The following is a 19318-nucleotide window of genomic DNA, read 5'->3' as shown; positions in this document are numbered from 1 at the left end:
CCAGAAACAGGAGAGATTACGATGACACTTCCACTGGTTCCCTTTGAGGGACGAATGAGCTATTGTCTAATAAAAAGTTTACAGATGGTTCTGGCCCATCAGGGGCATACGTATCCTGTTGAGTGGTTGGAATGTGTAAGTGGCGAACCATTCGGTTTTGTGTATATTCGCGATAAGCAGAGCCTTTTTGCCGTCGATGGCTATGTATATCATCGCGCAGGCGAACACCTGCTGCGTACTTTGAATTATAGCTACACCTATACAAGTTCCCAGAATGACGCTGCCGCGCTGGCCAGCCTGGAGGACGCGCTGAAGTCGGGTCCGGTCGTGACTGGCATGCTCGATATGGGATATCTCACGTACATACCTAATCATACCCAACTCTATGGCAGCGACCATGCCATTGTGGTACTGGCTTTGCAGTCCGACGCGGTGATTGTCCACGATCCAGCAGGCTATGTGGCTACCCCCCTCCCGTTGAGCGACTTTCTGGCTGCCTGGCAGCGCGACATCTACACGGGCAAACCCTACGGTTTATGGCAAATCGGAGCACAGGGGAAGCCGCCAACTGAGGAAGAGATCTGGGAAAAGACGCTGGCCCGCGCCCGCGAGAACGTTGCGTGGGAGGCAGGAGAACTGTTTCCCGGTGGACCCACGGCCTTCTATGGTCCCACCGCTATGCGTACCCTGGCAGGCGATCTCCAAGCATGGCCAGAGATTGGCCTGGGGCCATTGCCATACTTTAGCTGGCAAGTATCGGCACAACGCTGTCTGGATAGCGCCTTCTTCCTTCGTGAAAAGCTTCCCACAGCCGCAGCCATCCGTTGGGAAGAATGCCAGCTCTATGGCCAGCTCCAGCACACATCCGTAGCCAACAAGCGAGCTGCCTTGCCTGAATTGCTGGAACGCCTGGCGGAGCGTGAGGAGGAGTTTATCGCCGCACTTGTTTGAGCATTGTTGAGACTCGGGAAGTCCATGCAGACCAGCCAGCGATGAGCATGAACACAGAACAATGGTGCTAAGAATAATGATGAGGATGTGGGTTGATAGCTCTAGAGCTATCAACCCACATCCTCATTATCAACAAACAGTGGATGTTCAGTAAAAAGCCTTAACTCAGGCTAATAATTACTTTGCCGAAAGGCTGGACTTCGCTGTAATACTGATAGGCAGCTTTCGCCTCCGCAAAGGGAAACACGCGGTCGATGACTGGCCTCATGCCATTGGCGGCGATGGCGCGGTTCATGGCGAGGAACTGCGCACGACTGCCAAGGGAGATGCCTCGCAGGGTAGCGGTCCCCATGAAGACGGCGCGGTGAATTCCTCTATCGTCCGTGTTGTCGCGCGCCACCGATCCGATCACGGCAATCTCTCCCGCGATCCTGGTCGCACTGATCGACTTGACAATTGTACCAGGTCCGCCGACCTCGACCACGTGATCGACCCCTCTCCCATCTGTTAATTCGCGCACCGCGAGATGCCAATCAGGCGTCGTGCGGTAGTTGATCACGTGATCCGCCCCCAGCGCCTTGAGCCGCTCGGCCTTCTCAGCACTCGAAGTGGTCGCTATGACCCGTGCGCCAGCGATTTTGGCGAGTTGGAGGGCAAAGAGCGAGACTCCTCCTGATCCCAAGGTGAGCACACTGTTGCCAACCTGGAGTCCCATCCCACCAGTGAGAGCATTCCAGGCGGTGAGCGCGGCACAGGGAAGGGACGCCGCTTCCTCAAAAGAGAGATGATCCGGGATGGGAACTACTCCATCCTCTGACAAAAGGGCATATTCCGTCAGCATGCCATCCAGCGAACCACCAAGCTGGTCGGCGACCTCCGCCTGAAAGGGACCGTCAATCCAACGAGGGAAGACAACGCCAGCCACGCGGTCACCCACCTTGACACTCTTCACCCCCTCACCGATGGCTACGACCTCTCCAGCACCATCGGAGACCGGGATCACATCTGGTCGCACAGGCAAGGGATAGTAGCCAAGCAGCAGGATCAGCAGTTCTCGTGCATTGAGTGAGCAAGCTCGCACTCTCACCAGTACTTCGCGCGAGCCAGGTACTGGTACTTCTTGTTCCCTCATTACAAGCCCCTCAAGGCCTGCGCCCATGTTTATATGATAGCTTTTCATGAGATACGCTTTTCTTCTGCAACTTCTTTTTGCTGATAGAGTAGAAGCTTGCCCAGACCTACTATCTCGGCTGGTCCCTCAGCCAGGGGAAAGAGATGCTCTCCAGCCCATGCGAAGGCCTTTCTATTGCCTTCTTCGGCCGCCTCCTGCGTCTCAAAGATGCTGATACTCACCGCCTCGCCCTCTCCAAACTGAACCACAATAAACTCGATAAAACCTGGCTCATTCTTGAGAACTGGCACAAAGACGTCCTTTGTCTTTTGCGTCAGCGTGTCTATCAAATGTGGCTGAACTTTGATTTTTCGCATCACAGCATACATATATATCTTCCTATTCCTTTCTGATACAGCATTTATCCTCTACATGCTTGATTGTAGCCTGATAAGCTGATAGAATCGTTCCTAATTAAAGGCGCTTTGAGATAGGAGCAGGAATTGGTCTATCGCCCAACGGCTCGCGTGCTGACGGTCTTAGAACTCCTCCAGGCACATGGACGCATGACCGGCGCGGAGCTGGCGCGTCGGCTGGAGGTGGATGTCCGCACGGTTCGCAACTATATTGAGACCCTGGTTGACCTGGGCATTCCCGTGGAGGCTGAACGGGGGCGCTATGGAGCCTACCGCCTGCGAGCTGGCTACAAACTCCCACCACTAATCTTTACAGAGGATGAGGCCCTGGCATTGACGCTCTCGTTGCTGGTGGCTCGTCAATCGGGGCTATCAAGGAGTGTTCCCTCTTTTGAGGGGGTGCTGGCCAAGGTTGAGCGCGTCCTACCGAGCGAGACCCGCTCACGCATCCAGGCAGTCGCGCAGACAGTGGCCTTCGAGAGCGGAGCCACATCGGAGGCACCCTCGGGCCTGGCGGTAATGGTCCTCAGTTCGGCAATTCAGGAAGGGCGACGAGTACACCTGCACTATCGCTCGCCGCGTTCGGAGGTAACGGAACGAGACTTTGATCCCTATGGAGTCGCCTATCACAGGGGCTTCTGGTACACCATCGGCTACTGCCACTTGCGTGAAGGTGAACGCCTCTTTCGCCTGGACCGGATCGAGCATATCGAGATGACTACTGAAACCTTTCCCCCACGGATCAACTTTCCCGCCCTAGAAGCGGTGCAACAGGCACTTGCCTCAGTACCGAGGATATGGCAGATCGAGGTAAGACTGGAGGCAACCCTAGATGAGGCCCAACGGCAGACACACATCCCAAAAGCCTTCTTTACGGAGGTAGCGGGCGGAGTTCTCTTGCGCGTCGAGGTCGAGGATCTGCCCTGGATGGCCCGCCTGCTGGCAGGCCTGGACATGTCTTTCACCATCCAGCGCCCACCTGAGTTATGCGAGGTCCTGCGCCAGCATGCCCACAAACTGGTTAGTTACACAGAGAGTGAGGAGATGCGCTACTGACGTACGCGCCTATGCTGGGCGCACGCACATGGACTGGGGAGCGTAGGTGCGTACGTCAATAGCGCATCTCGCCTCTATTACATCTTTACCCGGCAATAAACTCGTTAATGATGCGGGCGAGATCGGGGCCTTTGTCTTCTTGCAGAAAGTGGCCTGCGTTGGCAATAATGGTATGAGGCTGACCCTTGGCACCGGGGATGAGGGCCTGCAAGACTGCGTCTCCGCCACGTGTGATGGGATCGCTATCACTAAAAGCTGTCAGGAAGGGTTTCTCCCAGCGGCGCAGGACCTCCCAGGCGGCGCGATTGGCCTCGGTGGCAGGGTCATCAGGCTTTGTAGGCACGAGCAGCGGGAACTGAAGCGCCCCTGCCATATAGATCTCATCGGGGAAGGGAGCGTCATAGGCGGCAACCTCCTCGGGCGCAAGGGGCGTCACGCAACCGCCCTTGACGACACGGCCCGCTTGAAAGCCCTGGAAGGTCTGCGACATGCGCTGCCAGTGCAGGAAGGCCTCGCTGGGCGGCTGGTCGCCTGTGGGCAGGAAGGTATTGGCGGCGATGACGCGGGCGAAGCGCTCCGGTTGCTCTCCCACGAGGCGCAAGCCAATCAACCCGCCCCAGTCCTGGCAGAAGAGCGTTACCTGGCGCAGATCGAGCGCGTTCAAGACACCGTGCATCCAGTCGACGTGACGCTTATAGGTATAGTCCTCGCGCTGCGTGGGCTTATCCGAGCGACCAAAGCCGACGAGGTCGGGGGCGATAACGCGATGTCCAGCGGCGGACAGCAAGGGAAACATCCCACGATACAAATATGACCAGGAGGGTTCGCCATGCAGCAGCAGAACCGGCGCGGCCTCTCGCGGCCCCTCATCCACATAGTGCACACGCAGGCCATCCACCTCCAGATAATGTGGCTCAAAGGGGTAATCAGGTAGGTTGACGAAGCGCTCGTCTGGTGTCCGAAGTACTTCCATAGTTCCTTCTTTCTTCGTGCAGTGATAGGTCTGTCCAATAAGTAAAGGGAGACATTGTGCTACGCCATGCTCCGGCCGGAGTGAGATCCTCCAGCTCCTCCCTCTTTACTATATGGTATACTATTTTTTACTAATCACACCTCTCTCGCATGAAGATAAGGGACACAAAGTTGTGTCTGGAGGGATACCACAATGCCTGATACACTTCTACTCCTCATCATGGTAGGCATATTGGGTGTCTGCCTGCTGCTCGCCAACTATGGAAAGCACTACCGCATCCGCCGTACAGGCAGGCGTGTTCTGGCCAGGGTGGTCCAGGTCAACTACTATCAAGTCACGAACCAGGCGCAAGATATTCCGCTCTATAATGTGCCAGCGGCGGTCGGTCGCTGGCGCTACGAGGTCATTGCCGAATGGAATGATCAGGCCAGCGGGAACGCGCTACGTATCTCCAGCGGTCTCAAGAATGGTCTCCCCCGCTGCCAGAGCGGCGACTACCTCTGCGCCTACATCAGTCCCAAAGGCAGCTACCTGGAGAGCGCCTAGCCTGCTAGAGTGCTAAAGACAAGCTGTTAAAAAAAGTTCAAACCTAATGATTACCGACACTAAATAAGGTCGCTAGTTGCGAAGGATCGGGTAACCGTTCGCGGTTACTCGGTCCTTCTGCCTTCCCTCTTCTCTTTTATCCTCCAATATGCTATTATTCCAATATTGGAATAATAGCATATTGGAGGATAAAAGATTATCACGACTCTAGGCTACGCTCTTCTGGCACTGCTCGCTCGCCAGGAGTCCTCTGGCTATGACCTGGCTCAACGCCTTAAACGACCTATTGGTTTCTTCTGGACCGCTCATTCCAGCCACATCTACAGTGAGTTGGCCCGCCTGGAAGAGGGGGGATTTATTACCGCGCAAGTGGTCGCACAACCTACTCGCCCGGCCAAAAGGCTATTCTCCGTGACAGAGAGTGGTCTCGCAGCTTTACGCGCATGGGTGACCTCACCGATTGAGCCATCTCCACCGCGCGACGAGCTTGTGCTCAAAGCTTACGCTATCTGGCTAGCTGACCCCGCGCAGGCTATCGCGTTGTTTCGGCAACAGCAGGAGTTACACGCTGCACGCCTGGCTGAGTATGAACACATCCTGGCCCGAATCGAGCACGAGCATGGCAAGCAACTGGATGTTACGCTGCCCGATTTTGGCAATTATGCGACTCTCCATGCGGGCGTGTACGCGGAGCAAGCCTCAGTTGCCTGGTGTAGTTGGATGGTGGAGCAGTTGACAAACCATTCTCGACAGGAAACAGAGCAAGGATAGCCACGCACTTACTCATATAACGCCTATACAGGGAGGTTCTTTTTTATGAAACAGGATGGTTTCCTTCACATGCACTCAAGAAGAGCAAAACCCTTCTCCTTGCCAGTATATTCCAGACGCCACTTCTGCTCTCTGGCAACGATGAGCATCCTCGTCGCCGCTTGCCAGTCCCCCGCGCCTGTGCAAATTCCCGCGACGCCGACACCACGCTCAACGCTCAAGCCTATCATCGCCTCCAATGCACACAACCTGGCACAAATCGGCGTCCTGGAGAATATGCAGGACAAGGTGCGCAGCCTCTGCTGGTCGCCTGATGGAAGATTCCTGGCCGTGGCTCCAGGCGAACACATTCAGATCTGGCAGAGCACCTCCTTGAAACAGGTTGCCACATTACAAGGAAAAACAGGTAGCATCAATGGGATGGCCTGGTCATCCGATGGCACCTATCTGGCAGCTGCTGGCAACAAAGGCATAGTGCAGATCTGGCAAACCACCAACTGGCAGACCCAGAGACTATTGAACTGGCAAACAACATCGACACATCCTCGACCAGAATTATTGAGCATGGCATGGTCGCCTACATCGAAGCGACTGGTGGCGGGGAATGCCGATGGCGCGCTTCTTCTCTGGGACACCACAAACGGAAAAAATCTTGGGCTTTGGGAGGGACCCGGCCAGTATGTAAGCTCAGGCGGGCGCTATCCTTACGCGGTCTGGGGTGTGGCCTGGTCCCCTGATGGGCGCTATATCGTCTCGAACCGCTATGATAAATACACATTTATGTGGGATACCCAAAGTAGTAAGATTACCCACCAGCTCCCACCCCAGGACCAGCCCAATGGCGTTGCTTACTCGCCAGATGGACAGTTTGTTGCTACATCAAACGACGCTGGAACTGTCCAGATCTGGGATGCACAAGGCAAACTTGTACGTGTTCTAACCGGTCATACAGATGCGGGCTGGGCATATCCCGTCATGTGGTCGCCCAATACCTCTCTCCTGGCCACCGCACGCGCCTATGGTCTGGTACAACTCTGGGAAGTGCAAAACGGGCAAGAGCTAGTTGCCATTCAGGGACACAACGCAGGTGTATTTACAGGGAGCTGGTCGCCTTCGGGTACCATTATTGCTACTGGCAGCGATGATACAACGGTTCGCCTCTGGGGGGTTACGCGGTAAAACCATTCATCTTTTCCATTCGCACTTTATCAATCCCGAAAGAATTCAAGCGCTCTATGTCCAAAGGAAGAGCCGGTTTTCTAGTTGGGAAGCTGGTTCAATACCGAACTCACGGAGTTGTCCGCGAATATTGCTGCGAGCAGCCATGGGCGAGGTCTGGCGCGCATCGGCAAAGGCCTCGGGGCAGAAGCGCTCCGCGAGATCCCAGACATATGAATATGTGCCGCGCGTACGCCCCGTCAGGTCGACTTTGCAGATTAGGAAGCGACGTTGTAGCTCCACGAGCCCACGCTCAGTCGCCAACTTCATGGATTTCTCTCCCAGCCTGGCGCCGCGCCTCAGCTCGCGCGATGGTTGCGCGCCATGCTCGTCCAGATATTCATAGATCGTTTTGGCTTCACCAGAGAGCCGACCAGCAAAATAGAGATGATTTATATCTCGCTCCTGCTCCTGGCCACGCCCTGCCAGGGCCGCGATAAAATCGGGGAGATACTCAGGCGCGATAAAGCTGGGCTGGCCCTGAACAATCTTGCCATAGTAGAGCTGTCGCGAGAAATGCAGATCATCCTTCCAGAACCAGGTACGATCTAGAACCGAGGTCGCGGTCTCCCCCATCGCCTCGGCCAGATTAGGAAATGGCAGGCGTGGCAACGGTCCCCAGGTACAGAAGCCGCACCCCTCCACAAACGTAATCGCCTCCTCTGGCCCGGTGATCTGCCCCGGTATAAATGAACGCCACTTTACGGCCTCCTGCATCTTGCCTACCCTTCTAGCACCATATCATCGATGCTGTTAAAAATATGTCCGTCCCTATCGTACTTCTTCCCCTGCCCCACTGCAAGTAGGGAAAGCATATCCTCCTCAGCTCGTGAGCCCACATCGGAAGAGGGTATGTTGGATGTGAAACACCACAGGCACCAAAGGCCTTGCTTTTAGAGCATGTTTTGCAATTGAGTAGAGCCATTTTCTGAACTGCTTCTGCCTATTTCCTGGAAACCTCTTGTGGTAGACTGAAGGATGGGTACGCGTTATTAAAATCAGTAATAGACTGGATAAGCGTAGAAAGACTACACGTATGATGCAAGGATTGGTTTCGCTTCGCGGAAAGGACCTTTATGTACAGGTCAGTGGTCCTGTCGATGCTCCAACATTACTTTATTTGCATGGAGGGCCTGGAACGGGAGCTTACGATTTCGACCTCCATCAAAGAGAGCGGCTAATCAGGCACCTTCGACTTGTCACGTTGGACCAGCGGGGCGTACTGCGATCTGCTCCCCTGACCCCCACAGAGCCATTTGGTTTGCAAGATCTCGTCGAAGATTGTGAGGCACTCCGGATGCATCTAGGTATTGAGCGCTGGTCTGTGCTTGGTCACTCATTTGGGGGTTATCTTGCGCTCAAGTATGCCCTGGCATATCCCGATGCGATAGACAAGCTCCTCTTCGAGAATCCATCGTTTGATTTCGTTTCCTCAATGAAATCTCTGCTCGCGGGAGCAGCAGAACAGTATTCCCAACTTGGACAGCAAGCGCAGGCCGCCGCCTGTCTATCGGCAGCTTCGGAGCATCAGCCAGCGAAAACGCTATGGGAAACATTCTCGCAACTTATGGGCGACTTAGGTGAGAGACGCAACTTCCTCTATGTATATGGGCCACAGAAGAGCTTTTTCGAGGATCTGGTTGCCGCGTCTCCTCTATCTCCTGAACAATGGCAACGTGCCGCCCTTCACCAGAAGAAACTGGTAGAAGAGGGGCGTATCTTCGATTCCGCGACAGCCGATCTCGCCCGGTGCCACCATCCCGCGCTTCTCATCAAGGGAAAGTACGATTGGGTCATCAGTCAAGATCAGGTGTTGGCATTTCAGAATACAAAACCTAACGCCTCTCTTCAAACGTTTGAATACAGCGGCCACTTTGCCCATTTCGAAGAGCCAGACACCTACGCTATGGCAGTATGCAAATTAATCTTGGACAATAGCGATAACGTAAAATGAAAGCGAGCCTTCCGTTCGCCATTAATTGTGCAGCAAGACGATCAGGGGTGGTGCAGGGAGGTTCCTCTCAACCTCAAGGAAAGATTATCAAGGTGTTTTTTTGCGTGACACCCCGCGCCTGCGGCGCTCGCACGTGATAGGAGGTGTGGTGCGTACTGACAGCCATAGGCTGTCAGTACGCACCACACCTCCTATCACGAGAAAAGGTTATCCTTGCTTCCTGCTGACAGTAATAGTGCGGTAGATGGGAATACGCAGGGTCAGCGCGTTGTAGACGCCCGCCTGCTCCTCAGAGAAATGGAGCTCGAACTCGTTGTCCTCGCTGGTATAATACGTCTCCTCGCTCATGGGTAGCAAGCTATCCTTAATAAAACCTTGCGTGGTGAGCCTCTCCCCATAGCGCCTCACTTCTAGCGAGAAGCCATTTTCTCCCACGTATGCCCCCACGGCTTTATCGAGCGTAGCCTCACTCAGTGTCACAGGTGTGCGCTCTACGGGGGGAAGCTCAAAGATGTAGCGGGCTATCTTGCGTGTAATTCTCTCTACGTTCGTTTCGGGTGCGTTCGCCAGCACAACGATCATGGCCTGGTCATCGACAAAGCGCGCGATAAAGGTATGGAAGCCAGGAATGCCACCACCATGTCCGATGAGACGATGTCCTCCATATTCGGTGACACGGAAGCCCAGGCCGTACTCCTCAAGCCGTCCATCGGCCAGCCGCGTCGGCGTATACATCCGTTCTAGGGTGGCTGTATCTAGCAGGCGTTCCTCGCGTAGCGCGGCATCCCAGCGTACCAGGTCCTCAACCGTTGAACCAAGTGCGCCTGCCGCGTAGGGAATACTCATACTGAGGTATTCTGCATGCCGGTATATCTCACCAATCCTCTCATAGCCGCTAGCCCGGCGTGGAACGATTGTCTCGTTATGCATATAATAGGAGCGGTTCATTTCCAGCGGTTGAAAGATATGTTGCTGGATAAACTGCTCATAGCTCATACCTGTTATCTTCTCAATAATCAGGCCCAGCAAGTGATAGCCTGAGTTATTGTATACATAGCCAGTTCCAGGCTCAAACTCAAGCGGTAGATCTTTGAAATATGCAATTAAGCCGCCAGGCAACACATCTTTCTTTGAGATTTCCTGAAAGAAATTATCTAATGAGGTATAACTCTTGATGCCAGAGGTATGGTTCAGCAAATTAGTAATCGTAATCGTCCGACCATGTGTTGGATAATCGGGCAAATAGGTGGTGATTGAGTCATCGAGGCGTAGCTTCCCCTGCTTCTCCAGCAGCATAATCGCCACCGCCGTAAACTGCTTGGTAACAGAGGCCAATCGAAAGACGGTATCAGGCTCAATAGGACAGCTCCACTCCAGGTTCGCAAATCCGTAACCCGCACTATGGATCATTTTGCCATCCTTCACGATAGCTATGGCGACTCCAGGCCCCTGAAGATCAATCTCCTCAGCTACAACCTGGTCAATCTCGCTCAGCATTTCAAATTCCCTTTCACTTCGACGCTTACAGAGCTTTATGCTATGATATCACTAAAAAGGTCATGCATAGAATCACATGGCAGGGAGGCTCAGATGAGCATAGAATTGGCACAGACACTTCAGAGCGCCACTCTTGTGGCCGAAGAGGACGCGTTATGGGGCGAGGGAACAATTCCGCTAAAAGTTATGAGCTATCTCAGCCAGGAACTGCCGCCCATGGAGCTAATTACCTCGGTTCGCGCGTTGGTGACGCGGGAAGATCAGGTGCTGGTCATTCGCGATCCCTTGAACCATCATCTCCTCCCCGGTGGACAGCGCCAGGATGGCGAGACACTGATGCAAACCCTGCGGCGTGAACTGCTGGAGGAAACTGGCTGGTCCCTGGCGAGCACGCGCCTGCTAGGTTTCAAGCACTTCCGCTATCTGGGTCCACGCCTGGAGACGTTTCGGACCTATCCCGATTTCCTCCAGGTTATCTATCATGCCACTCCCGAGGCCTTTCATCCCGAGGCCCGCGAGCAGGATGGCTATGAGCTAGAGGCCGTATTCCGCCCACGCACCGAGCTGGCTCCCCTCAAGCTCTCAGCCTCAGACCAGGCCTTCCTGAAGGCGATATATGAACTCTAAAGCACGTAGATACTACTGGCGTCGCGTCAATATCAGTTCCGCTTTCGCGCTCCACATTTGGAAGCAGAAGAGAGGTATTTAGTGTGGATTTCCAGGAGCAAACCCATATGAATAAAAGAATGTTTCAAACGCCAGACGAGCAGGCCACCAATGAGCGTGAAGTCAGAGAACTCTACAGCAAATTATTGGAGAGCTGGGATAAACGCGATGCCAAAGCTTTCGCTGCCCTCTTCAATGAAGATGGAGAGAGTATTGGCTTCGATGGAAGCCAGCTTATAGGGCAAGCAGAGATCTTCTCAACGCTAAAAACTATTTTTGACCATCATCCCACGCCACCCTACATCTACAAAATCAAAAATGTGCGTTTCTTACAGCCTGATGTCGCCACCCTCCGCGCTATCGTTGGCATGGTCCCGCCTGACAAGACCGAGATAGATCCCTCACTCAATTCTATTCAGACTATCGTCGTCACCAGGTATGCTGGGAACTGGCACATCGCCTCCCTCCAGAACACCCCGGCCCAACTGCATGGCAGGCCCGAACTGGTCCAACAGATGACAGAAGAGCTGCGAGAAGTAAGCGAGCTCGCACAATGACCACCAATCAAGGAACGTATAGCATAGGAGACCGGGCGGGCCTCCTATGGACATGGTGGAAAGGCGATGCACTGCCAGCCTTGCCACCACTGCCCGATTTTTCGGTGGAGAGAGCCGCAAATCTTGAGGAGCTGGCGTTCATGATGGAGACTACTCAAGATGAAGTCTTGAAACTGATGCAAGCAGGCCATGAGCCTTATCTTGCGCGCATGGGTGCGCACGCCGTCGCCGTTGGGTGGTCCGCCACTGGCAAGGCAGCCTTTGGCGGCGGACTCGTCACCTTTCAGGTTCCCTCACAAAACCGCTACCTGTACTACTTTATCACGCTTCCAGCATGGCGAGGTCACGGTATTTATCCTCGCTTGCTTCAATATATCCTGCGCCATGAATGCACCACAAATGAGCGCTTCTGGATCATTCACCAAGCAGCCAACGTGGCATCGCAACGGGGCATCGAACACGCAGGCTTCCAGCTTACCAGCGCGGTCCACTTCTTAGACACAGGAGGCCTGGGGCTGCTCACCACAAAAGAGAACAAAGAGCGAGCTCTGACTGGAGCAGCCCTTTTTGGCCTCCCGCTTATCGAGAAACGTTAATTATCTTGCTCGGGCTTGATCTGCTTCGGCAAGGCGGCTGCTAGAATCTCGGTCACCTCTTCCAGCGTCTGGCCGCGCTGGCGTTGCTCCGGCTTCTCAAGGCCTAATTCGGTGCCTTCGACGAAGTGATAAAGGGCTGCGGCCCCCTCCAGCATCTGTGGAGGAAGCCCCAGGTCCGCAAAGGTGCGTGCAATTTCTTGCATCTCGCCCACCCAGCGATAGGCTTTGGGTGGCATACCAGGAACCGAGCGCTTGATGGAGCGAAAGGCGGGCAAATCCTGTAATTCGTTAATCAGTGTGTCCTGTAGGCCCAGTGCGCGACCGGCGGTCAGGGCTTCTGTCGCCAGGGCCGTCAGGCCTTTCGTGACCGAGGCATAGCACATCTTGAGGCCAGATGCCTGGCCGCTCTGCGCGCCTACAACGCGCACATCCAGGCCGTACTCGCTCAAGCGGGCGACATCCGCCGCTCGTGTACCGGAGACATATATATGCGGTCCCTTTTCGCCAGGCCGAGGCGGACCTCCAATAATTCCGGCGTCCACAAAGCCCGCTCCCGCCTCCGTCAATAACTGATCGAGAGCCAGTGCCGTGCGCGGAGCAATGGCGTTACAATCTACAAAAAGTAGCTCGGTCTTCACATGACTCAGAGTTGAAGCAATACGTTCTCCGAAGGAGTATGCGCTGGCTGGTGGCATGATCGAGAGCAGGATATCAGCCTCGCGCACAAGGGTCTCATCATCAGGAGCATTCTGCATTCCAGCGGCCTTCGCCAGGGCCTGTGTCCGCGCACTACGGTCACGCAGTCTGGTAATGACGCGCAGGCCATGCCGGTGAAGGACCACGCCGATCGCATGCCCCATATCACCTGGACTCAAGATAGCAACAGTGCGAATCTCCACTTCATCTCCTCGCTTCTAGACCTTCACAAAATCAAGGGTCCATGCGTGCCTGGACTCTCTGCTAAAGTGAGACGGATACGAAGAATGCATCCGTCTCACTATATTACCTACCTACTCAGACAGACAGCACCTGCCATTGCTGATTAGCGCCACCATTATATGTATACTGGATGACTGAGCCACCATTGCTGGTGGATTGACCACTTACATCAAGCACCTTACCGCTGTTGCGGTTGACGATCTTAACATACCCTCCACCAACATCTACCAGTTGCCATTGCTGATTGGTCCCGCCGCTGTCCGTGTACTGGATGACTGATGCACCATCAGCGGTAGAGCCTTGAGAGACATCTACGAGCTTGCCGCTATTGCGACTCACGATCTTGACATAGCCACCACCAGCATCCACCAGTTGCCACTGCTGATTAGCACCACCCCAGTAATCCCACTGCTCCAATAGCGCACCATCACTTGTGGATTGGCCAGTCACGTCGAGAGCCTTCCCACTATTGCGGTTCACAATCTTCACGTAACCAGTGGTCACTGGATCTATCTCTACTCGATCCAGTGCGGGCCAGACATTCGTGCTCTGGGGATTTTTACGCCCGGTTACACTCAGTTTGAAGGTATGAGTACCAGAGCTGAGTGCAGGGCTTTCCCACATAAACTGATTGCCGGCTCGCTGTGACGCATAGAAATCGACTTCATGCGTTGGCCCATTATCGATAGAGACCAGGCCAATCCCTTCATTGGTATCCTTGACACCATAGAGGCGGATGCGCGAGCCAGTAAATTGCAGGCTGACAGAGTCGCCAGACTGTCCATCCCAGCTATCACTGCCATTATAGAGATTGCCGCCACAATTGGTACAATGCCCCCAACCGCTTCCTTGATAATTGAACTGGTTGGTCCCACTGCCCTGAACGGAGTCGTCAACCTCGGTCACGGCGTTTGTGCCAGTATAGCTCACGTTAGGAATGACAAATGTTGTAATCGATTGGCCAGGGAGCGATGCGGTAAACGACTTGTTTGAGATGCTCATATTCGCCAGTTGAGCCAGGTTCGCGCTCGCCGTTGTCTGATAAGGAGTCGCGGTTCCACCTACACTGGTGAAATTTGAGAGGTTGTACGTAACAGCATTGCTACTGGAGCCGCTATTGGTAGCTACAAGCACAAGGGTATGCGATCCAGCATCATAGGCACTGAACGTGCTACCATCATTATTACCTATCATCTTATACCCAGGGCGAATAAACTTGGTGTAGTTCCCAAAGCCATAGTAACGCGATGGGTAGATGATATTGCCATTGCTGTCTGTACTGGCCAGGCCCCAGAGATCATCGTTGGCACCAGCATTGCCAGATCCTCCGGCCCCAAAGTAATTGTCGGCCGCTTGCCAGATCACCCACGCAGCTGGATGCAGGTGTTGTTCATCATCCAGGATATGCTGGGACAGAGTAATAGCCGAGGCAATCTGACTTCCCTGCGAGCCCGCGCCCCATTCTGACATCCACAGGCGCTTGTTGCCGCCCTGCCCAATGGTGCTATAGGCATAATCCCGGTCGCTATCGCTGCCACCATAGGTATGAGTATTATATTGTACGACATAGCCTTTGGCCGTGCTATCGTAAGCATTGTAGTCCGTGTTTGACCGGTTCACCGCCGTATCGTCAGGAGCCGAGACCACCGAATAGGCCGAGACACCGGTCGTATCAAGCCTGGCACCAACTTTATTGATGATTGTATTCTGGGTAGAGGTAGAGACATTGGTGCCTTCCTGGTCGCCTTGATAATTCCAGTAGCCAGGAGTCGGCTCGTTAAATGGTTCAAGCGTCTGGAGCGTCAGACCCCAGCTATCATGAAAATGCTGAGCAATAGTCGCCAGGTAGCTGGCATAATCATCATAGTGCGCGCTACTCAGATTCTCGGCATTGCCGCTCGCCCCTGAGGTACAACTATTCGTAAGCATCCAGGCAGGAGGAGAGTTTACAAATCCCTCGAAGAGATTGGCACCCCGGTTCTGAGCAGCCTGGAGGACCCAGCGTTGGTTCGCATCCTGCGTCCAGTCATAGGTACCGGCAGATGGCTCATAGGTAGGGAGATTAGTATAAATCCCTGCTTTACCCGAGGCGATGGAGTTATGGCAGACATTGCCCGGACCATCCGCCCCAAAGTTATAGCGCAAGACATTCAGGCCAATACCCTTATTGGGATCAAAGAGAGCATCGGCCAGAGCATTACGCTGGCTATCGCTCAAGCCACCCGCCCAGTTAGCCCACCAGGCCATGCTAGATCCCCAACCTTGAAGCGTTTGATACTGCTGAGAGGGGTTAATAGTGACAGTAGAGGCCGCACGGGCCACATCGAAGGGTCCCTCCGCCAGAAAGGCAAACAGGACAAACATACAAAGTGCGATGAGACGAGGAGCGAAGTGAAGGCTAAAACGACGAAGCATAAGAGGGTCCTCCTTGAAACATAGACACCTTCATAGTGTCTTCTCACGCTTTTCAGGGATGGTACTCAAATAACTACCATCCCTGGTCACCGATGACCATTTGACGCCTTTAGAATGAACGGTTCCAGGAGCAGTTCATTCTTGCATAGAAGAGGGGGTTACTAGATAATACTCTTTATCATAGTAGCATACTTTTAAGAAGTTTGTAGATACTGACCGACGCTGCTAAAGCACGCGTCTACATATAAAGGTACGGAGCCGATCTCGCCTTCATATGTAGACGCGTGCTTTAGCAGCGTCAGGCCACTTCCGCAGCCTTACTCTCCTGCCTGGGAGCACGCGCGAGCGTGGGGGCCAGCAATACAATGACCAGGCCGAGAAGCGCCAACAGGCCAAGCGCATAAGGCAAGGATATGAGTTCCGCGACCTGGCCAATCACAGGAGGACCAACCAGCGAACCAGTGTAGGACATTGTCGCCACAGCGGCCAGGGCGAGACCAGGAGCCAGGTTAGGCATACGGCTCGCAGTGCTAAAGACAAGCGGAGCCAGGCAGGCAAGCCCTGCTCCCACACAAGCCAAGCCCACAAGCGCTAGAATGGGCTGTTGGAAAAGCAGAGCCAGGCCCAGGCCCAGGGCTGCCAGAAAACCACCCAGACGCACATGGAGCACTGGTCCAATGCGTTTTGTAATAGAATCACCCAGCAGACGCGCAACAGCCATAGCGAGCGAGTAAACGGCAAAAGCCAGCGCGGCCAATCCCGCACTGGTACCCAGCGAGCGATGCAGGTAGACGCCGCTCCAATCCGCCATCGCGCCTTCACTCATAAAGGAGCAGAAGCCAATGATGCCTAGCCCCAGCAAGGCCTTTGTCGGGCGCGCGAAGACTGGCGTTTTCTCGCTGGGCTTGGCTGTAGTTGGCAAGAGCCAGCGACTGGCAAGCAAGACCACCAGAAGGAGCAGCCCGGAAACAAGCAGGAAATGGAACAAAGGCATAATATTGAGCCAGGCCATAAGGCTGCCACCACTGGCCCCAACCAGGGCGCCAACGCTCCAGAGCCCGTGAAAAGATGACATAATTGGTCTGCGATAGCTCTCTTCCAAAGAGGCGGCCTGGGCATTCATCGACACATCCATGACACTATTGCCCATACCTAACAGCATAAGTGAGAGCCATAAGAGTGGCAGGTTAGGCGCAAGAGCCGGAAGCACCAGACTACAACAACACACAATAGCCGCAATGGTCGTGGTCAAACGACTTCCCAGGTGAACAATGAGCCATCCCACGTAGGAAAAGGCCACGAGCGACCCCACCGCCAACCCCCAGAGGGCAATACCCAGCGGGCCTGGATCTAACTGCAACTGCTGTTGTATCGTAGGGATGCGCGCCGCCCAACTTGCCAGGAGCATCCCATTGGCGAAAAACATAAGAGAAATAGCATAACGTGCCGTTCGCAACGCCATCGGCTGTGTGGACAAAAGACGACTCCTTCATATTGGTAATGGCCTCCCTTTCCGCAGAGCAAGAAGCCAGAGACTTCTGGCAACTGTACCACGCGAACCTGTCCTATTTCAAGAGCATGCTCGCCCGACCTCTTGTTTTTCAAGCAAGCACTATGTTATACTACACCCCATAAAAGATTGTTTCGTTAGTAAAGGGGAGATGTCCATCGTGGGAAACACATGCTACAGGCCAAGAAGAAGCGCATCTGCTGTTATGAGCCTGTAGTGATTGAACATCAACATCTCCAATCACGTTCCTCTTCTCTTTTTCCTCACATCGCTTGACACTTTCCAGCGAAGGAGAGCGGGGCCAGGCTCAGCAGCCGATAGAGCTGTCTGAGATGGTACGCTATTCGCCTGGGTCGACACACATCTCGTCTCTACGCACACCGCTTCCACCATCTGCCTGATAGCTCTTCCCCGCTTCTCCTGTCCCGTAGTACTGTGCTCTAACCCCGTGGTTACATCTATCTTCTTTTGCGAAACCCAGGTTTCAAGCGAAAGGAAAAGAGCGGTGCGATATAGACAAACAGCAGCCAGAGGCACATCATCTGGGCAGAGAGTGCGAACTAGTTGGGATGCGCATACCGAATGGTACGATGGCTGGGTCGGCAAGGATGGCAGCACACTGCATCGTGAGCTGGCGATCCCCGCCACCTTGGAATTGCTTGCCCCCCGGCGCGGTGAGCGTATCCTGGATATTGGCGCGGGCCAGGGCGTCCTGGCACCTCATATCACACGCGCGGGTGCCTCCTATGTCGGCATTGATGCCAGCACAAGGCTACTCCAGCGCGCCCGCGCCCATCATGGACGCATAGGCACCTTCCTACAAGGAGATGCCAGTCGCCTTGACCTGATTTCAGGGATAGAACAAGCAACCTTTGATGGCATAGTCTTTCTGCTCAGTATTCAGGATATGGACCCTCTGAGTTCAGTACTAGAGGGGGCAGCCTGGGCTTTACGCGGCGGTGGGAGGCTTGTAATTGTGATGATTCACCCCTGTTTTCGTGTGCCGCGTCAAAGTGGCTGGGGCTGGCAGGAGGAACGCCAACTACAATATCGGCGCATTGATCGCTACCTGACCCCGCTGGCCGTTCCCATGAAGGAATACGCCAATGGGCGCCAGGGGCAGAGCCTATGCTTTCATCGCCCCTTGCAACAGTACATTAATGATCTCGCCTCCAGTGGCCTCGTGCTTGACCAGATGCGCGAGCTATGTACCTATAAGACATCCAGCGGGCCACACGCCAGGGCCGAGAACAGGGCCTACCAGGAAATTCCCCTTTTTATGGGGCTGCGCGCACGTAAGCTTCCAAGCAGGTAACACAACGTGCCTTATCAGATCATGATGTATGGAGCCAGGTTAGCTTTGCTAACCTGGCTCCATACATCATAAACTTCTATCTTAAAGCGCGGCTCCATGCAGGAGCAGGCGCATAGGATACTCCTCGCCTGAACCTGAGAGGCGGTTGTAGCGAAACTCAAGGAACTGTCCGCAGAAGCTTGCTAGCACCTCGACCGTTCCTGTCGCCAGAAATAAGCTCTGACTTAAGATTGGCGCGTCCGTTCCCAAAAGCCCAACGCTCACATCTGCCGTAAGCTTCAAGGTAACATGCCCTTCTTGCGCTTCAGCGATGAGTCGCTCTTCCTGTAACTGAGTAAGCAATGTTGTGGGCGCGACCTGGGCCAGGGAGCGCGGAAAAGCTTGTAGCGCATCGGCTGATACTGAGGATGTATGTGACTGGAGAGATGATGAAAAAGACATGCAAAACCTCACTTTCAAACTTACCAACCAGAGATAGATAACACTATGGAGCCAAAGGTACGAATAGTTCTACACCCTCTATAACCTCTTTGGGTGCTGATTACTTCCCAGATTCAAAAAAAGTGGAAAGTTGTCCAATAATACGACGAAGCAAGGAGGCAAAAGCTGTGGCAATGTAAGGGAGCCATAGCGTGTACTTCTATCTAAAAAAGCTTCTTTGCGGGAGGAGAATACAGAACCAGAGAGACTATCTTTCATATTCATAGACAATAGTCTACATCTTAGAGCGCGCTCTAAGTCAAGCGGGATTTCTGGATATTTTACAAAAACACAAACAAACCCGGCGCTACTGATGTATGCGCCGGGCTTTTGGTTTATCCTTCCTT

General features: G+C 54.1%; 19 protein-coding genes. 10 read left to right on the top strand and 9 right to left on the bottom strand.

What is annotated here, in order from left to right; translation table 11 throughout:
- The first annotated feature begins 21 nt into the window (after positions 1 to 21).
- Positions 22 to 951: a BtrH N-terminal domain-containing protein gene (locus JMJ16_RS44385; protein WP_201392071.1), complete on the top strand. Its 930-nt coding sequence runs from the start codon at positions 22 to 24 to the stop codon at positions 949 to 951.
- A gap of 160 nt (positions 952 to 1111) precedes the next feature.
- Here the strand turns inward: JMJ16_RS44385 and JMJ16_RS44380 are convergent, their stop codons facing one another.
- Entirely contained in the window at positions 1112 to 2131 is a 1020-nt protein-coding gene (locus JMJ16_RS44380; RefSeq protein WP_201392069.1) for an NAD(P)-dependent alcohol dehydrogenase, read from the bottom strand.
- Entirely contained in the window at positions 2128 to 2439 is a 312-nt protein-coding gene (locus JMJ16_RS44375; RefSeq protein WP_236602004.1) for a hypothetical protein, read from the bottom strand. The genes JMJ16_RS44380 and JMJ16_RS44375 overlap by 4 nt, the downstream gene beginning before the upstream one ends.
- 126 nt (positions 2440 to 2565) lie before the next feature.
- Between JMJ16_RS44375 and JMJ16_RS44370 the strand changes: the two genes are divergently transcribed.
- The gene (locus tag JMJ16_RS44370; RefSeq protein ID WP_201392065.1) at positions 2566 to 3534 is read left to right on the top strand and encodes a YafY family protein; all 969 of its coding nucleotides are present in this window, start codon (positions 2566 to 2568) and stop codon (positions 3532 to 3534) included.
- A gap of 85 nt (positions 3535 to 3619) precedes the next feature.
- Here the strand turns inward: JMJ16_RS44370 and JMJ16_RS44365 are convergent, their stop codons facing one another.
- Positions 3620 to 4507 (bottom strand): haloalkane dehalogenase, encoded by an 888-nt coding sequence (locus tag JMJ16_RS44365; RefSeq protein ID WP_201392063.1) that lies wholly within the window; start codon positions 4505 to 4507, stop codon positions 3620 to 3622.
- 192 nt (positions 4508 to 4699) lie between these two features.
- On the opposite strand from JMJ16_RS44365, the gene JMJ16_RS44360 reads away from it, so the two are divergent.
- The 3 genes from JMJ16_RS44360 to JMJ16_RS44350 all read left to right on the top strand — a co-directional run bounded on the left by JMJ16_RS44360 (position 4700) and on the right by JMJ16_RS44350 (position 7003).
- Positions 4700 to 5053 (top strand): hypothetical protein, encoded by a 354-nt coding sequence (locus JMJ16_RS44360; protein WP_201392062.1) that lies wholly within the window; start codon positions 4700 to 4702, stop codon positions 5051 to 5053.
- Positions 5054 to 5248: 195 nt separating this feature from the next.
- On the top strand, positions 5249 to 5824 hold the full coding sequence (locus tag JMJ16_RS44355) for a PadR family transcriptional regulator (RefSeq protein WP_307813395.1): 576 nt from the start codon (positions 5249 to 5251) through the stop codon (positions 5822 to 5824).
- A 45-nt stretch (positions 5825 to 5869) separates the two neighbouring features.
- Entirely contained in the window at positions 5870 to 7003 is a 1134-nt protein-coding gene (locus JMJ16_RS44350; RefSeq protein ID WP_201392057.1) for a WD40 repeat domain-containing protein, read from the top strand.
- A gap of 54 nt (positions 7004 to 7057) precedes the next feature.
- On the opposite strand, the gene JMJ16_RS44345 is transcribed toward JMJ16_RS44350, so the two are convergent.
- Positions 7058 to 7759, bottom strand: coding sequence for a hypothetical protein (locus JMJ16_RS44345; RefSeq protein ID WP_201392055.1), 702 nt, complete (start codon positions 7757 to 7759; stop codon positions 7058 to 7060).
- 319 nt (positions 7760 to 8078) lie between these two features.
- Between JMJ16_RS44345 and JMJ16_RS44340 the strand changes: the two genes are divergently transcribed.
- On the top strand, positions 8079 to 8996 hold the full coding sequence (locus JMJ16_RS44340) for an alpha/beta fold hydrolase (RefSeq protein ID WP_201392053.1): 918 nt from the start codon (positions 8079 to 8081) through the stop codon (positions 8994 to 8996).
- 207 nt (positions 8997 to 9203) lie between these two features.
- On the opposite strand, the gene JMJ16_RS44335 is transcribed toward JMJ16_RS44340, so the two are convergent.
- On the bottom strand, positions 9204 to 10493 hold the full coding sequence (locus tag JMJ16_RS44335; protein WP_201392052.1) for a serine hydrolase: 1290 nt from the start codon (positions 10491 to 10493) through the stop codon (positions 9204 to 9206).
- Positions 10494 to 10586: 93 nt separating this feature from the next.
- On the opposite strand from JMJ16_RS44335, the gene JMJ16_RS44330 reads away from it, so the two are divergent.
- The 3 genes from JMJ16_RS44330 to JMJ16_RS44320 all read left to right on the top strand — a co-directional run bounded on the left by JMJ16_RS44330 (position 10587) and on the right by JMJ16_RS44320 (position 12312).
- Positions 10587 to 11120 carry an NUDIX hydrolase gene (locus tag JMJ16_RS44330; RefSeq protein WP_201392050.1) on the top strand — a complete coding sequence of 178 codons (534 nt, stop codon included), beginning with the start codon at positions 10587 to 10589 and terminating at the stop codon, positions 11118 to 11120.
- 107 nt (positions 11121 to 11227) lie between these two features.
- Positions 11228 to 11716: an SgcJ/EcaC family oxidoreductase gene (locus JMJ16_RS44325; RefSeq protein WP_201392048.1), complete on the top strand. Its 489-nt coding sequence runs from the start codon at positions 11228 to 11230 to the stop codon at positions 11714 to 11716.
- Positions 11713 to 12312, top strand: a complete 600-nt coding sequence (locus tag JMJ16_RS44320) for a GNAT family N-acetyltransferase (protein WP_201392045.1) — start codon at positions 11713 to 11715, stop codon at positions 12310 to 12312. The genes JMJ16_RS44325 and JMJ16_RS44320 overlap by 4 nt, the downstream gene beginning before the upstream one ends.
- Here the strand turns inward: JMJ16_RS44320 and JMJ16_RS44315 are convergent.
- From JMJ16_RS44315 to JMJ16_RS44305, 3 genes are all read right to left on the bottom strand, one after another.
- Entirely contained in the window at positions 12309 to 13211 is a 903-nt protein-coding gene (locus tag JMJ16_RS44315) for an NAD(P)-dependent oxidoreductase (RefSeq protein ID WP_201392043.1), read from the bottom strand. The two genes, JMJ16_RS44320 and JMJ16_RS44315, sit on opposite strands and share 4 nt — an antisense overlap.
- A gap of 115 nt (positions 13212 to 13326) precedes the next feature.
- The gene (locus JMJ16_RS44310; RefSeq protein ID WP_201392041.1) at positions 13327 to 15666 is read right to left on the bottom strand and encodes an RICIN domain-containing protein; all 2340 of its coding nucleotides are present in this window, start codon (positions 15664 to 15666) and stop codon (positions 13327 to 13329) included.
- Positions 15667 to 15964: 298 nt separating this feature from the next.
- Positions 15965 to 17143, bottom strand: coding sequence for an MFS transporter (locus JMJ16_RS44305; protein WP_201392039.1), 1179 nt, complete (start codon positions 17141 to 17143; stop codon positions 15965 to 15967).
- A gap of 538 nt (positions 17144 to 17681) precedes the next feature.
- Between JMJ16_RS44305 and JMJ16_RS44300 the strand changes: the two genes are divergently transcribed.
- Positions 17682 to 18491, top strand: a complete 810-nt coding sequence (locus JMJ16_RS44300; RefSeq protein WP_201392037.1) for a class I SAM-dependent methyltransferase — start codon at positions 17682 to 17684, stop codon at positions 18489 to 18491.
- A gap of 81 nt (positions 18492 to 18572) precedes the next feature.
- On the opposite strand, the gene JMJ16_RS44295 is transcribed toward JMJ16_RS44300, so the two are convergent.
- Positions 18573 to 18932, bottom strand: a complete 360-nt coding sequence (locus JMJ16_RS44295; protein ID WP_201392035.1) for a hypothetical protein — start codon at positions 18930 to 18932, stop codon at positions 18573 to 18575.
- Positions 18933 to 19318 lie beyond the last annotated feature (386 nt).

This window comes from Ktedonobacter sp. SOSP1-52 (assembly GCF_016587395.1).
The sequence above is the reverse complement of the archived record's forward strand: the minus strand, read 5'-3'. Positions and strand labels throughout refer to the sequence as shown.